General features: G+C 64.0%; 14 protein-coding genes. 13 read left to right on the forward strand and 1 reads right to left on the reverse strand.

The genetic code is table 11. From position 1 onward, the window contains the following. The 10 genes from ACN0S5_RS05105 to ACN0S5_RS05150 all read left to right on the forward strand — a co-directional run bounded on the left by ACN0S5_RS05105 (nucleotide 1) and on the right by ACN0S5_RS05150 (nucleotide 11,074). Nucleotides 1-561 carry a TadE/TadG family type IV pilus assembly protein gene (locus ACN0S5_RS05105; RefSeq protein WP_417206570.1) on the forward strand — a complete coding sequence of 187 codons (561 nt, stop codon included), beginning with the start codon at nucleotides 1-3 and terminating at the stop codon, nucleotides 559-561. A 108-nt stretch (nucleotides 562-669) separates the two neighbouring features. Continuing rightward, nucleotides 670-1,923: a sarcosine oxidase subunit beta family protein gene (locus ACN0S5_RS05110; protein WP_417206572.1), complete on the forward strand. Its 1,254-nt coding sequence runs from the start codon at nucleotides 670-672 to the stop codon at nucleotides 1,921-1,923. 108 nt (nucleotides 1,924-2,031) lie between these two features. After that, nucleotides 2,032-2,298, forward strand: a complete 267-nt coding sequence (locus ACN0S5_RS05115; protein WP_417206574.1) for a sarcosine oxidase subunit delta — start codon at nucleotides 2,032-2,034, stop codon at nucleotides 2,296-2,298. Next, entirely contained in the window at nucleotides 2,288-5,224 is a 2,937-nt protein-coding gene (locus ACN0S5_RS05120) for a sarcosine oxidase subunit alpha family protein (protein WP_417206575.1), read from the forward strand. Before ACN0S5_RS05115 ends, ACN0S5_RS05120 begins: the two co-directional genes overlap by 11 nt. Beyond that, nucleotides 5,217-5,768 carry a sarcosine oxidase subunit gamma gene (locus ACN0S5_RS05125; protein ID WP_417206577.1) on the forward strand — a complete coding sequence of 184 codons (552 nt, stop codon included), beginning with the start codon at nucleotides 5,217-5,219 and terminating at the stop codon, nucleotides 5,766-5,768. Before ACN0S5_RS05120 ends, ACN0S5_RS05125 begins: the two co-directional genes overlap by 8 nt. A gap of 47 nt (nucleotides 5,769-5,815) precedes the next feature. Continuing rightward, on the forward strand, nucleotides 5,816-6,091 hold the full coding sequence (locus ACN0S5_RS05130) for a hypothetical protein (protein WP_417206578.1): 276 nt from the start codon (nucleotides 5,816-5,818) through the stop codon (nucleotides 6,089-6,091). A 127-nt stretch (nucleotides 6,092-6,218) separates the two neighbouring features. Then, nucleotides 6,219-8,183 (forward strand): DNA primase, encoded by a 1,965-nt coding sequence (gene dnaG, locus ACN0S5_RS05135; RefSeq protein ID WP_417206580.1) that lies wholly within the window; start codon nucleotides 6,219-6,221, stop codon nucleotides 8,181-8,183. Between the two features lie 123 nt (nucleotides 8,184-8,306). Further along, a complete protein-coding gene (rpoD, locus tag ACN0S5_RS05140; RefSeq protein WP_417206582.1) occupies nucleotides 8,307-10,295 on the forward strand; it encodes an RNA polymerase sigma factor RpoD in 1,989 nt (662 codons plus the stop codon). Between the two features lie 3 nt (nucleotides 10,296-10,298). After that, nucleotides 10,299-10,589, forward strand: a complete 291-nt coding sequence (locus ACN0S5_RS05145) for an HlyU family transcriptional regulator (RefSeq protein ID WP_417206584.1) — start codon at nucleotides 10,299-10,301, stop codon at nucleotides 10,587-10,589. A gap of 32 nt (nucleotides 10,590-10,621) precedes the next feature. Then, nucleotides 10,622-11,074 carry a DUF1294 domain-containing protein gene (locus ACN0S5_RS05150; RefSeq protein ID WP_417206586.1) on the forward strand — a complete coding sequence of 151 codons (453 nt, stop codon included), beginning with the start codon at nucleotides 10,622-10,624 and terminating at the stop codon, nucleotides 11,072-11,074. On the opposite strand, the gene yghX is transcribed toward ACN0S5_RS05150, so the two are convergent. Next, nucleotides 11,005-11,910: a YghX family hydrolase gene (yghX, locus tag ACN0S5_RS05155; protein WP_417206588.1), complete on the reverse strand. Its 906-nt coding sequence runs from the start codon at nucleotides 11,908-11,910 to the stop codon at nucleotides 11,005-11,007. The genes ACN0S5_RS05150 and yghX overlap by 70 nt on opposite strands. A gap of 90 nt (nucleotides 11,911-12,000) precedes the next feature. Here yghX and ACN0S5_RS05160 point away from each other — a divergent pair, with 90 nt between their 5' ends. The 3 genes from ACN0S5_RS05160 to ACN0S5_RS05170 all read left to right on the forward strand — a co-directional run bounded on the left by ACN0S5_RS05160 (nucleotide 12,001) and on the right by ACN0S5_RS05170 (nucleotide 14,805). Further along, entirely contained in the window at nucleotides 12,001-12,423 is a 423-nt protein-coding gene (locus ACN0S5_RS05160; protein WP_417206590.1) for a secondary thiamine-phosphate synthase enzyme YjbQ, read from the forward strand. An 88-nt stretch (nucleotides 12,424-12,511) separates the two neighbouring features. Continuing rightward, on the forward strand, nucleotides 12,512-13,264 hold the full coding sequence (locus tag ACN0S5_RS05165; RefSeq protein WP_417206592.1) for a DUF1353 domain-containing protein: 753 nt from the start codon (nucleotides 12,512-12,514) through the stop codon (nucleotides 13,262-13,264). After that, nucleotides 13,261-14,805 carry an amidohydrolase gene (locus tag ACN0S5_RS05170; RefSeq protein ID WP_417206594.1) on the forward strand — a complete coding sequence of 515 codons (1,545 nt, stop codon included), beginning with the start codon at nucleotides 13,261-13,263 and terminating at the stop codon, nucleotides 14,803-14,805. Before ACN0S5_RS05165 ends, ACN0S5_RS05170 begins: the two co-directional genes overlap by 4 nt. Nucleotides 14,806-14,886: the final 81 nt, after the last annotated feature.

Consider the following 14,886-nt stretch of genomic DNA (forward strand, 5'->3'; position numbering starts at 1 on the left):
ATGACCTTTCCCAAGATGCTATCCCATCTGCGCCACTTTGCCCGCGACACACGGGGCAACATCGCCATCGAAAGCCTGATCTGGCTGCCGTTCATCCTGTTCCTGCTGGCGGCCACCTTTTCGCTGCACGATGCCTTTCGCTACAAGGCTCTGAACGTCAAGGCGGCCTACACGATCTCTGACGCGATCTCCCGCGAGACCGATCCGATCGACGGCACCTACCTTGACGGGATGGTCGAACTGCTGGACTTTCTCGTGCGTCCGGGCGGCGAGTCGTCGCTGCGGGTCACGCTGGTGCGCTACAACGGCAATACCTCCAGCTATGAAACCGAATGGTCCAAGACACGGGGCGGGCTGGGCGAACTCCAGAGCGCGCAACTTTCGCAGATGCACGATCAACTGCCGAACATGCTGCACAACGAGCGCGTGATCGTGGTCGAGACAGAGACCAATTATGCGCCGCCCTTCGCGATTCCGGGGCTGACCGGGGCAGGGTTGTTCTACAACTACGGCTTTACCCGCCCGCGTTTCGCGCCCAAGATCGTCTGGAGCGACAGCTAAGCGCGACATTGTCGCAACAGCACAAAAACGTCACGGCCCGTCGCTTGGGGGAATTGATCCCGAACGGCGGGCCTGCTTTTCTGGCCCCCGGTTCACTTGGAGGGGGCGATGCGCTTTTCCGGTCTCAGGGTTCTTGCAGAAGGGCTTACAGGCAACCGCGGCTGGAAGCCGCATTGGCGCGACCCGGCGCCCAAACCCGAATATGACATCGTCATCATCGGCGGCGGCGGGCACGGGCTGTCCACGGCGTATCACCTGGCCAAGGAACACGGGCTGACCAATATCGCCGTGCTGGAAAAGGGCTATCTGGGCGGCGGCAACGTGGGTCGCAACACCACCATCGTGCGCGCCAACTATGGCCTGCCCGGCAACTCTGAATTCTATTCCCATTCGCTGAAGCTGTGGGAGGGGATGGAGCAAGAGCTGAACTTCAACACCATGATGAGCCAGCGCGGCATCATCAACCTGTGCCATTCGGACGGCCAGCGCGACGCCTTTGCCCGGCGCGGCAACGCGATGCGCAACCAAGGCGACGATGCCGAGCTTCTGGACCGCAACCAAGTCCGCGAGATGCTGCCGTTTCTCGATTTCGACAATATCCGTTTTCCGATCTACGGCGGGCTGCTGCAACGACGCGGCGGCACGGCGCGGCATGACGCGGTCGCCTGGGGCTATGCGCGCGGCGCGGACCAGCACGGGGTCGACCTGATCCAGAATTGCGAAGTGACCGGCATCGACATCGAGGGTGGCCGCGTGACCGGGGTGCAAACCACGCGCGGCGCGATCCGGGCGAAAAAGGTGGGCATTGTCGTGGCGGGCCGGTCGGGGCAGGTGGCGGCGCTGGCCGGGATGCGCCTGCCGATTGAAAGCCATGTCTTGCAGGCCTTTGTCACCGAAGGGTTGAAACCCTGCATCGACAATGTCGTCAGCTTTGGCATGGGGCATTTCTATATCAGCCAGTCCGACAAGGGCGGGTTGGTCTTTGGCGGCGATCTGGATTTTTATGCCTCTTACGCGGCGCGCGGCAACCTGCCGATGGCGGAACACGTGATGGAGGCGGCGATGACGCTGATGCCGATGATCGGCAAGGCGCGGGTGCTGCGCAGTTGGGGCGGCATCATGGATATGTCGTCAGATGGCTCTCCGATCATCGACAAGACCGGGGTCGAGGGGCTCTATCTCAATTGCGGCTGGTGTTACGGCGGGTTCAAGGCCGTGCCGGGATCGGGTTTTTCCTTTGCGCATTTGATGGCAACGGATCGCCCGCACGAACCGGCGGCGAAATTCCGGCTGGACCGGTTCAGCACCGGTCGCGGACTGATGGACGAGGAGGGGACAGGTGCGCAACATAACCTCCACTAAGGCCGGGGTTCTGTCCGGGCCGTGCTTGCTTTGCGCAGGGGGACTGCGCGCCGTTCCGGCGGTGCGTTTGCCGGGGCGCGGACCCGGACTGTTACGGGATGTGAAAAGATGCGGCTGACCTGCCCGATTTGCGGCCCGCGCGACCGGCGCGAATTCTATTACCAAGGCGATGCAGTGATGCTGGATCGCCCCGGCGCCGATGCCGCGCCGCAGATCTGGGCAGACTGGCTGCACCTGCGCGACAACCCGGCGGGCCGCACGCGGGACCTGTGGTATCACGAGGCGGGCTGCACCGCTTGGCTGGCGGTGGAACGCGATACCGTCACGCATGAGATTTTCGCGGTCGAATTGGTGGAGCGCGCCGATGCGGATTGACGGCAAGGGCCGGGTGGATCGGTCGCGCCCGCTGGACTTTACCTTTGACGGCAAGCCCTACACCGGGTTTGCGGGCGATACGCTGGCCTCGGCGCTGCTGGGTGCGGGTGTGCGTTTGATGGGGCGCAGCTTTAAATACCATCGTCCGCGCGGGGTGCTGACCGCCGGGTCCGAGGAACCCAACGCGCTGGTGACGGTGACGCAGGCCGGGGACACGGACCCCAACATCCGCGCCACGGTGCAGGAGCTTTACAGCGGGCTGGAGGCGGTCAGCCAGAACCGCTGGCCCTCGCTGGATGTTGACCTGTTGAGCGTCAACAATCTGGCCGCGCCGTTCTTTGGCGCGGGGTTCTATTACAAGACCTTCATGTGGCCCAAAAGCTTTTGGGAAAAGCTGTATGAGCCGATGATCCGCCGGGCGGCGGGGCTGGGGGCGCTGTCGGGCAAGACCAACGCCGAACGCTATGAAAAGGCCTATGCCTTTTGCGACGTGCTGGTGATTGGCGGCGGGCCTGCCGGATTGATGGCGGCCCATGCCGCCAGCCGGACCGGGGCAGAGGTGATCCTGTGCGACGAGGGGTTCGATTGCGGCGGGCGATTGGCGTCCGAAGAGGAAGAGGTCGACTGTCAGCCGGGCCATGCATGGGCGCATGCCATGGCGGCGGAACTGGCGACGCTGCCGAACGTGCGGCTAATGCCGCGCACCACGGTTACGGGGGCCTATGACGGCGGTACCTATGGCGCGCTGGAACGGGTGACGCATCATCTGGCCAACCCCGGCGATGCGCCGGTCGAATGCTTCTGGCGGATCGTGGCGAAACGCACGGTGCTGTGCGCCGGTGCGATGGAGCGGCACATCGCCTTTCGCGACAACGACCGCCCCGGCGTGATGATGGCGGGCGCGTTGCGCAGCTATCTCAATCGGTGGGGCGTGGTGCCGGGGCAGCGGGTGGCGGTCTTTGGCAACAACGACGACGCGCACCGGACCGCGCGGGATATGCTGACGGCGGGCGTCCGGGTCGAGGCGCTGGTGGACAGCCGCCATGACGCGCAGAACCTTGCCGGCGACGTGCCGTTCCATGCCGGGTGGCAGGTGTCCCGCGCGCTGGGCGGCAAGGGGCTGGAAGCCATCGACCTGACGGGGCCGCAAGGCGCGTTGAAACGTTTGCAAGTGGATGCGCTGGGCGTGTCCGGCGGGTGGAACCCGTCGGTGCACCTGACCTGCCACCTGAATGGGCGACCGGTCTGGAACGACCTGATCGCCGCCTTTGTCCCGCGGGATGGGGCGGTGCCGGGGATGAGCGTGGCAGGGGCTGCGCGCGGTACGTTTTCCACCACAGGCTGCTTGCGCGAGGGCGCAGAGGCGGGGTTCGAGGCGGCCGGCGCGCTTGGCTTCAGCGGAGAGATGCCGGTGATCCCCGAGGCCGAAAACGCGGCCTATCGCGTGCGGCGGCTGTGGGCGGTGGCGGGCAAGGGGCGCGCTTGGCTGGATTTTCAGAACGACGTGACCGTGAAGGACGTCAAGCAGGCCGCGACCGAGAACTACAAAAGCGTCGAGCACATGAAACGCTACACGACGCAGGGCATGGCGACGGATCAGGGCAAAAGCTCGAACGTCTCGGCCTTGGCGATCCTTGCCGACGCCACAGGCCGCGATATCCCCGAGACGGGCACAACCACCTTTCGCCCGCCTTATGTCCCGGTGCCGATTGCGGCGATGGGGGCGGGGGCGCAGGGCACGGGCTTTGCTCCGCAACGGTTTACCACCTCGCATGAGGCCAGCGTCGCGCGCGGCGCGCCGATGATCGAGGCAGGGCTATGGTATCGGCCCTCGTATTTCCCCAAACCGGGGGAGACCACATGGCGCGAAAGCTGTGACCGTGAGGTCAAAATGGTGCGCGAGGCGGTCGGCATCTGCGATGTCTCGACCCTTGGCAAGATCGATTTGCAGGGCCGCGATGTCGGCGCGTTCCTCGATTTTGTCTACTCCAACACCTTTTCGACGTTGAAGCCGGGGCGGGTGCGCTATGGGCTGATGCTGCGTGAGGACGGGCATGTCATGGATGACGGCACCACGGCGCGGCTGTCTGACACGCAGTGGGTCATGACGACAACCACCGCAGCGGCGGGGCCGGTGATGAAGCACCTCGACTGGGTGCGGCAGGCCTATTGCAGCCATATGGATGTGCGGTTCGTATCCGTCACCGAACAATGGGCGCAGTTTGCGGTTGCCGGACCCAAATCGCGCGAGTTGCTGAACGGCGTGCTGGATCAGCCCATCGACGACGCCAGCTTTCCGTTTATGCAAAACGGGCCGGTCAGCATTGGCGGGGTCGCGACGCGGCTGTTCCGTATCTCTTTCTCGGGCGAGCACGCCTATGAGATCGCGGTGCCTGCGCGCTATGGCGCCAGCCTGTTCGAAGTCTTGCTGGGCCGGGCAGAGGCGCTGGGCGGCGGCCCCTACGGGATGGAGGCGCTGAACGTCTTGCGGATTGAAAAGGGGCACATCACCCATGCCGAAATCCACGGCCGCACCAGTGCCTTTGACATCGGCTTTGCCCGCATGGTGTCGGCCAAGAAAGACTGTATCGGCAAGGCGCTGGCGGCGCGGCCCGGCATGGTCGAGGACGCGCGCGAGCAACTGGTTGGCCTGCGGCCCGTGACCGTCGGGAAGACACTGACCGCCGGGGCGCATCTGTTCGACAAGGGGGCAGAGGCAGTGCGGGTCAATGATCAGGGCTATATCACCTCGGTCGGATTCTCGCCGACCTTGGGGACATACCTTGGCCTTGGCTTTCTGAAAAACGGACGCGCGCGGCATGGCGAAGAGGTGCGGATGGTCGATCATCTGCGCGGGGTTGAGGAGACATGCCTTGTGACCGATCCGGTGGCCTTTGATGCGGATGGAGGACGGGTGCGTGGTTGACCTGACAGCTTTGACGCCCTGCAACGGAATCTTGCCACTGAGCAAGGGCGATGTGACCCTGAGCGAGGTCGATCCGGGGCGGATCACCGCCCTGATGCCGTTCCGGGGGCAACGGGCGGCGCTGACGGAGGCGTTGCAGGCGGCGCACGGTCTGCGCTTTCCCGAGCCGGGGCAGGTGACAGCGACCGAGACGGCGACCTGTGTCTGGACGGCGCGGGATCAGGCTTTTTTGATGGGGCCGGCCCCGGACGACAGCCTTGCGCAGCATGCCTCTGTCACCGATCAGTCGGATGCTTGGGCGGTGGTCCTGCTGGCCGGGTTGGACGCCGAAGAGGTTCTGGCGCGACTGGTGCCCATTGATCTGCGGCCTGCCGCCTTTCCCGAAGGCGCTGCGGCGCGGACGTTGCTCCAGCATATGACGGTTACGATCTGTCGACGGCCCGAGGGGCTGCAAATCATGGCGTTCCGGTCGATGGCGCGGACTCTTGCCCATGATATCGGCGACGCCATGGCCGCAGTTGCCGGACGACGGGCGGCGGGCTAAATGTCCCTCATGCAGCCAGTGGGGGCAGCCAGAGGGGAATGAGGGACATGCGTATTTTGGCTATGATCGCTGTTTTCGGAATGACCGCGTCCGGCGCGATGGCGCAGGACGTCGATAAATGTGCCTTGACCGAAACGTGGTTCAACGCCGCCGTTCAGGCGCGGCTGGACGGCGACACCATCGGCAAGGTGCGCCGCACGTTGCGCAAGGACATGGATCGCACCGCCGCCGAGCAACTGGCGGAATTCGTCTTTGCCCTGCCCGAAGAGGCGTTGACGCCAGAGGTTGCCAAGGCCGCCCGCACCCAGTGTGAGGCGCTTTGATTCACGCCATGCCGCGTGCGCCCCTGTTGCTGACTTGACGGGCTGAGCTGTCGGGGCGGCAGATCCTTCGCAGGGTGACCTGAGTGCGCTCTTGGCATTGTCGCTGCAAAGCCCGATATTAGGCACCATGAGTCTCCCCCCCGGTTTTCTGGATGAACTGCGCAATCGCTCCAGCCTCGCACAGGTGGTGGGGCGCAAGGTGATGTGGGACAACCGGAAATCCAATCAGGGCAAAGGCGACCTTTGGGCGCCGTGCCCGTTCCACCATGAAAAGACCGCGTCCTTTCACGTCGATGACCGCAAGGGGTATTACTATTGCTTTGGCTGCCACGCCAAAGGCGACGCCATTTCCTTTGTGCGTGAGACGGAAAACGTGAGCTTCATGGAAGCGATCGAGATTCTGGCGCAAGAGGCGGGCATGGAGGTGCCAAAGGAAGATCCCCGCGCGCAGCAAAAGGCGGACCGCCGGACACAACTGGTCGAGGTCATGGAACAGGCGGTGGGGTTTTTCCGCCTGCAACTCAAGACCGGTGCCGGGGCCGAGGCGCGGGCCTATCTGGCGCGGCGCGGTCTGGACGAGGCGGCGCTGGAGCGCTGGGAAATCGGCTTTGCCCCGGCAGGGTGGGAAAACTTGCGCGAGGCGCTGGCGGGCCGGGGCGTGTCGCCGGACCTGATGCTGGCCGCCGGGCTGGTCAAGGCGTCTGACAAGGGGCGCGCGCCATATGACGTGTTCCGCAACCGCATCATGTTCCCGATCCGCGACGCGCGCGGGCGCGCCATCGCCTTTGGCGGCCGCGCGATGGACCCGAACGACAACGCCAAATACCTGAACTCTCCGGAAACCGAACTGTTCGACAAGTCGCGCAACCTGTTCAACTTCAAACCCGCGCGCGAGGCGTCGGGCCGGGGGCAGACCCTGATCGTCGGTGAGGGCTATATGGACGTGATCGCGCTGTCCGAGGCCGGGTTCACTGCTTCGGTCGCGCCTTTGGGCACCGCCGTGACAGAGCCGCAGTTGCAACTGATGTGGCGCGTGTCGAATGAGCCGGTGATCGCGCTGGACGGCGACAAGGCCGGGTTGAACGCGGCCTACCGGGTGATCGACGTGGCCTTGCCGCTGCTGGAAGCGGGCAAGGGCCTACGCTTTGCGATCATGCCCGAAGGCAAGGACCCGGACGATCTGTTGCGCGCCGAGGGGCCTGAGGCGGTCAAGAAGGTGCTGGATGGTGCAATGCCGATGGTGCAACTGCTGTGGCGGCAAGAGACCGGGGGGCTGGTGCTGGACAGCCCCGAGCGCAGGGCGGCGCTGGACAAGGCCCTGCGCGCGCGGATCGGCAAGATTCAGGACCCCAGCCTGCGCCACCACTACGGCGAAGCCATCAAGGAGTTGCGGTTTCAGGCTTTTCGCGTCCAACGCCCGCAGCAGGCCCCCCGCAAGCAACAGGCGTATCGCGGCAAGGGATTCAAACCCTACCAGCCCCCGGCGGTGCCGACGGCGGGGGCCAAGGCCTCTTTTCTGGCCTCCTCTGGCGCGGACGGGGAGCGTCGTATGCGACTGGAGGTGATCCTAGCCGCCATATTGTCAGCCCCCGGAATCGCCGAAGAGTTCGAATCGCAACTGGAGGCCATGCCCTGCACCGACGGGGAACTGGCCGCCTTGCGCGATGCCATTCTCGACAGCATTGCCGATCCCGACGCGATGACACAGCGTGCCGAGGCGATGATTGGTGCGGGGGCCCTTGAAAATCTTATGGCGGGACGCCATGTGGCGGTGGTGCCGTGTATCCGGACGCCCGGAAACGCCGACCTTGCGCGGCTGACCGTGGCAGAGGAACTGGCAAAACTGGCCGCCGCCGACGGTTGGCAAGTGGAACTGAAAGAAGCCGTGGAAGACTTGGCCGACCATGCCGACGAGGCGCTGACATGGCGTCTGGCCGAGGCCGCACGGGTCCGCGCACAAGCCGGACGCCGCCGGGATGAAGATGATGCCGAATACGATGTTGGGCCGAACGGTGCCCCGATTGACCGTGAGGAACGCAGCGCGTTTGATTCGCTCCTGTCGCAGATTCGATTCGACAAGGGGCGCAAATGAGCGTCGTATTGGTGACGAAGTGGTAAAGAAATAAGGTTAAACGGGTGTGCGAATCACTTAATCGCGCTATTGAGTCGTTTCTACGAATCGCCCCGTTCCCGAGCCCCCCATCAGGAGAGCCGCATGGCAGCCAAGGACAATGAAGACGTCAAGTCCGAAGACCAGGATGAGGATGTAAGCCTCGACATGAGCCAGGCGGCGGTCAAGAAGATGATCGCCGAGGCGCGTGAACGTGGCTACATCACCTACGATCAGCTCAACCAGGTGCTTCCGCCGGATCAGGTCTCGTCCGACCAGATCGAGGACGTGATGTCCATGTTGTCCGAAATGGGCATCCAGGTCACCGAAGAGGAAGAGCAGGAAGACGACGACAACAAGGGCTCGACCGATCTTGTCGAGACCAAGAAGCCCGGTGAGGTCACGCTTGCCGGCTCTGGCAACGAAAAGCTGGACCGCACCGACGATCCGGTGCGCATGTATCTGCGCGAGATGGGCAGCGTCGAACTGCTGAGCCGCGAGGGCGAGATTGCCATCGCCAAGCGGATCGAGGCCGGTCGCAACACCATGATCCTCGGGCTGTGCGAAAGCCCGCTGACCTTTCAGGCGATCACCATCTGGCGCGAGGAGCTGCTGTCCGAGGACATCCTGCTGCGCGACGTGATCGACCTTGAGACCACGTTCTCGGGCCAGATGGGCGAGGACGGCGAACTGGGTGAGCCGGTGGTGGACGCCACCGCCAATGTCGACGCCACCGCCAAGCCGAAAAGCGATGAACCGGAATACGACGCCGACGGCAATCCCATCGCCAAGGACGACGACGACGACGAGGATGAGCAGGCCAACATGTCGCTGGCCGCGATGGAAACCGCGCTTAAACCGCGGGTTCTGGAAACGCTGGACCGGATCGCCCGCGACTATGAAGAACTGGCCGAAATGCAGGACAGCCGGATTTCGGCGACCCTGAATGAAGACGGGTCTTTCTCGGCCGGCGATGAGGCGCTCTATCAGAAACTGCGGTCCGAGATTGTTGAACTGGTGAATGAGCTTCACCTGCACAACAACCGGATCGAGGCGCTGATTGACCAGTTGTACGGCATCAACAAGCGGATCATGTCCATCGACAGCGCCATGGTGAAACTGGCCGATCAGGCCCGCATCAACCGCCGTGAATTCATCGAGGAATATCGCAACCACGAACTGGACCCGAACTGGCTGGAGCGGATGAGCGAAAAGTCCGGTCGCGGCTGGCAGATGTTCATCGAACGCTCGACCGACAAGGTTGAGGAGCTGCGCGCCGACATGGCGCAGGTCGGCCAGTACGTCGGTCTGGATATCAGCGAATTCCGCCGCATCGTGAACCAGGTCCAGAAGGGTGAAAAAGAAGCCCGCCAGGCGAAAAAGGAAATGGTCGAGGCGAACCTGCGTCTGGTTATCTCTATCGCCAAGAAATACACCAACCGCGGCCTGCAATTCCTTGATCTCATTCAGGAAGGCAACATCGGCCTGATGAAGGCGGTGGACAAGTTCGAATACCGTCGCGGCTACAAGTTCTCGACCTATGCGACCTGGTGGATCCGTCAGGCGATCACCCGCTCGATCGCCGATCAGGCCCGCACGATCCGTATCCCGGTCCACATGATCGAGACGATCAACAAGCTGGTCCGCACCGGTCGCCAGATGCTGCACGAGATCGGGCGCGAACCGACACCGGAGGAACTGGCCGAAAAGCTCCAGATGCCTTTGGAAAAGGTCCGCAAGGTGATGAAGATCGCCAAGGAGCCGATTTCGCTGGAGACACCCATCGGCGACGAGGAAGACAGCCAGCTTGGCGATTTCATCGAGGACAAGAACGCGATCCTGCCGCTGGATTCCGCCATTCAGGAGAACCTGAAGGAAACCACGACCCGCGTGCTGTCGTCCCTGACGCCGCGAGAGGAGCGGGTTCTGCGGATGCGCTTTGGCATCGGCATGAACACCGACCACACGCTGGAAGAAGTGGGCCAGCAGTTCAGCGTCACCCGCGAACGGATCCGCCAGATCGAGGCCAAGGCGCTGCGTAAGCTCAAGCACCCGTCGCGGTCGCGCAAGCTGCGCTCTTTCCTGGATCAATAAACGATGTCGTTGTTGAAACGTCTTTTCGGCGGTGGCGGTGGTGGCGGCGCAGCCAAGGCACCCGCCGCCGCCGCGTCGATCGACTACGAAGGGTTCCGGATCACGCCGCAGCCATCGCCCGAAGGCGGACAGTACCGCATCGGCGCGCTGATCGAGGGCGAGGTGAATGGCGAGACAAAAAGCCATCACCTGATCCGCGCGGATGTGATCCGCGATGCGGATGAGGCGGCTGACGCCTCGATCCGCAAGGCCAAGCAGATGATCGACCAGATGGGCGCGCGGCTGTTCGACTGAACGCCGATTGACCTGCCATGATCCGTGACGGAATGCCTGACCAGACGGTCCTGTTTCTGGCCCTTGTCGGTCTGGCCGTCGCGATCAATCTCCTGACATTCGCCCTGTTCGGGTTGGACAAGCGACGGTCGCGCCGTGGGGCATGGCGCATGTCAGAGCGCAGGCTGCTGACGTGTGCCCTGCTGGGCGGGTCTGTCGGGGCCAAGATCGGACAGCGGGTCTTTCGCCACAAGACCAGCAAACAGCCGTTTGCCGGTCTCTTAAACGCGATCTGTTTTTTGCAGGTCGTGGCCGCCGGGGCGATGGCGCTGCCCGCCAGTCGCCAGTCGCCAGTGGATATTGGACGGGCTGCCGGGGGTCATGGGCTGATCCCGGCTCGGCCTGCGGGGCGCAGCCAACCTGCGCCCCGGCCATGTCAACTCAGGTGTTCGTTGAAGAAGGCGATGGTCCGGTCCCATGCCAGTTCTGCCGCCGCCTCATCGTAGCGTGGGGTGCTGTCGTTGTGAAAGCCGTGGTTCACGCCCGGATAGATATGCGCGGTGTAGGTCTTGCCGTGCTCCTTGAGCGCGGCCTCATACGCGGGCCAGCCATCGTTGATGCGCTCATCCAGTTCGGCGTATTGCAGCAGCAGCGGTGCCTGAATTTTCGGAACATCCTCGACGTTGGCCTGCCGTCCGTAAAACGGGACAGAGGCCCCCAGTTCCGGATAGGCCACCGCCAGCGCATTGCAGACGCCGCCGCCATAGCAAAAGCCGACGCAGCCAATCTTGCCGGTGGTGTCGTCATGGGCCGCTAGGAATTCATAGGCGGCGAAGAAGTCGTTCATCAGCTTCACGCCGTCTACGGTGCGTTGCAGGTCGCGCCCGTCGGCATCGTTGCCGGGATAGCCGCCGACGCTGGTCAACCCGTCCGGGGCCAGTGCGATGAAACCGGCCTTGGCGACGCGGCGGGCGACGTCCTCGATATACGGGTTCAGGCCCCGGTTTTCGTGCACAACCACCACCGCGGGCAGGGGGCCGGTGGCATTTGCGGGCTTCACCAGATAGCCGCGCACCTCTCCGTGCCCATTGGGGGAGGGGTAGGTGATGTAGGAGGGCACGATATCCGGATCGGTGAACTTCACCTGTTCGGCCAGCGCATAGTTCGGCGACAGCATGTCCAAAAGCGCCAGCGCCGTAATCCCGCCGACGGCAAACTTACCGGCCCGGTCCAGAAACTCGCGTTTGGTGATGCGCCCGTGCGCGTAAAAATCGTAGAGGTCCAGTAGATCCTGATCAAAATCGGCTGCCGTCATGCGGCGTTGCGGGGTCTGGTCGTTCATCTGAGGGCTCCCTGATGTCCGCCCCGGTCCGTTGCGGCGCGGGGGATCGGATGGCAAAAGGATAACCGCGAAATGACGTAAGGGAAGAGGGTGCCAAATAACGTTTTCACGATCCGCACTGATGGGCCGGGCCTGTATGAGGTCACGGACGAGGTCGCCCGCTGGGTGGCGCAGACCGGGGTGGCAGACGGCCTGTGTACGCTGTTTCTGCGCCATACCTCGGCCAGTCTGGTGATACAGGAGAACGCCGATCCCGACGTGCGGCGCGATCTGGACGCGTTTTTTGCCCGGTTGGTGCCGGACGCGAACGCGCCGGAGATGGCCTATCTGACCCACCGCTATGAAGGCCCCGACGACATGCCCGCCCATATCAAGGCGGCGCTGTTGCCGGTCAGCCTGTCGATCCCGATGATCGGCACGCGGCTGGGGCTGGGCACTTGGCAGGGGATTTATCTGTTTGAACACCGCAGCGCGCCGCATCGCCGGGACATCCTGTGCCACATCTCCGGGTGAGGTATTCCGCCATTGTTCCGCTGCGCGGGACTGGTAGTGTCTGGGCCATAACCGCCAATATTTTCAAACCGTTTTCGGGATTAATCGCATGCCACGCAAGACCAAAGGTCGGGCGCTTTTCGCCGTTGGTCTCCTGCTCGCCGCTGGCGGGGCGGGGGCGGTGATCGGTGTGCCCGAATATCTGGCCCGCCAGAGCGGTGTGGCCTCGACCTGCCTTGGGGTGGAAGACAACAAGCGCTTTTGCCGCTTTATCGGCGGTCCCCTCCAGATGGCGGGTGAACCGGTGTTCATCAAGGATTTTCACCACGCCTTTCTGCCGACCAATGCAAAGATCGATTTCATCGACGCCACCGGCGACCGGTGGACCGCGCCGCCCAACACGCTGACCGATGGGGCAACGATCCCGGTGATCTTTGCGCCGCTGATCGGCGACCGGCAAAGCCGCGAATACCTGATCGCGGCGGCCCTGCACGATGCCTATTGCGGTGTCGGCAACGAAGAGCTTGCCACCTTCCGCACCCGGTCGTGGCGCGAGGTGCACCGCATGTTCTTTGAGGCGCTGCTGGTGAACGGCACGCCGCCGAAAAAGGCCAAGATCATGTATGCCGCCGTTTATCTGGGGGGACCGCGCTGGGATGAACCGGAACGCGAGTTGAGCCATTTGCCAGCGGCCGTGTTGCGTCAGGAAATGGAATGGTGTCTGAAGTGGATTGAACTGACCGATCCCACACCGCAGGAAATCGATCAATGGATGGAAGAGCGCGAAAAGGTTCTGCTGTCGGGTGAACCGCAAACCATCCCCGACTATCTGCGCGATGCCAAGGACCCAAGAAACCTGTGACCAACGCCACTGACGCCGCCGACGCCTGGATCGCGGACCATGCCGGGGATCTCTCGGACTGGTGCGCGCGGATTTTCGACTTTGCCGAACCCGCGTGGCGGGAATACCGCTCTGCCGCGTGGTACGTCGACCGGCTGCGCGCCGAGGGGTTCGAGGTCGAGGCCGGGTCCGGTGGCATGCCCACCGCTTTTTGCGCACGCTGGTCGCAAGGCGAGGGGCCGGTGGTCGGCATGTATGCCGAATACGATGCGGTCCCGGCCAATTGTCAGGCGGCGCTGCCTTTTGAGGCCCCGCGCGACGGGCTGGGGTATTTGGCAGCCGGGCACACCGATCCGCATTCCGCACTGGGCATGGGCGCGTTGGCCGGTGTGCTGGCGACCAAGGCGGCGATGCAGGCGCAGGGCATCCCCGGCGGGCTTCAGATCACCGGAGAGCCTGCGGAAAAGGTGCGCGGGTCAAAACCGATCCACGCCGCCGCCGGCTATTACGACGGGCTGGCGGCGATGTTGTCGTGGCATCCGTTCTACATGTTGCCGTTGTGCAATACCGTGCGCTGGGACACCCACTGCGGCGCGGCCTACGCCTTTGTCTACCGGTTCCGGTGCGAGGCCCCGCAGGACTGGATGCAGGGCGGAGAGGGGGCGCCGCCGATCCCGCAAAGCCACTCTGACGTCCGCGCGCCGGGGGCCAACGATGCGCTGATCACCATGTACCAGTTGGGGCGTTCCCTGCGTGAGTCCATGCTGCCGCATCGCGGCGGCTGGTCGGTGTCAGAGGCGATCCTGTCCACCGGGCAGGCCAGCGCCGACAATCTGCCCGCGCGGCAGGCCGATCTGCAATACATGATCCGCGTGCCCGATCTGGCCATGGCCGAACAGATCACCACGCAGCTTGACCAGCTCGCGGGGCATGTGGCCCAGATGACCGGCTGCACGGTGCAAAAGATCTGGGTCAGCAAATCCCGTCCGGGCCTGCCCAATCACGCGCTTGCCACGCTGGCGTGGGAGGCGCTCCGTCAGGTGGGCGCGCCCGTCTATACAGCGGAGGCACTGGAGCTTGCCCGTCAGGTGCAGGCGGCCTGCGCACAAGACCCCACTGATAGCCCCCTGATCCCCGAATGCTCGCGCCTTATTAGCCCGCAAGAGGCCGAGGCGATCCTGCGCCGTGACCTGCCGCCGGGCCAGCGCAACAGCACCTCGGACGATTACACCGACATGTGCTGGCATGCGCCCACGGCGCGGATCTACATCGCCCGCCCGGCGCTGCGCGGCGGGCCGTATCCGCCCTGGGCAATGAACGCGCTGGGCGGGATGCCTGCGCTGATCGACCCCACGGTGGTGACCGCCGGTCGGGTGTTGGCGCGCACCGCGCTGCGCCTGCTCACCGATGCAGAGGCGCGGCAGGCGGCGACGGAGGAATTTACCCGCCGACGCGCCGAAAACCCGATCCCGCCGCTGGCCGATTATCCGCCGCCCGTCGATCTGCCCTGGCCCGAATACGTGACCACGGCGCGGGGGCGGCATTGGCATATTCCGGGCTGAGCGCGCCTTATCTAGCGGCGGCAATTCCCCTCTACCCAAATTCTGGCGGCTCCCCTATAGTGACTGTGGATAAATGGGGGC

This window comes from Antarctobacter sp. (genome assembly GCF_048262615.1).
GTDB lineage: Bacteria > Pseudomonadota > Alphaproteobacteria > Rhodobacterales > Rhodobacteraceae > Antarctobacter.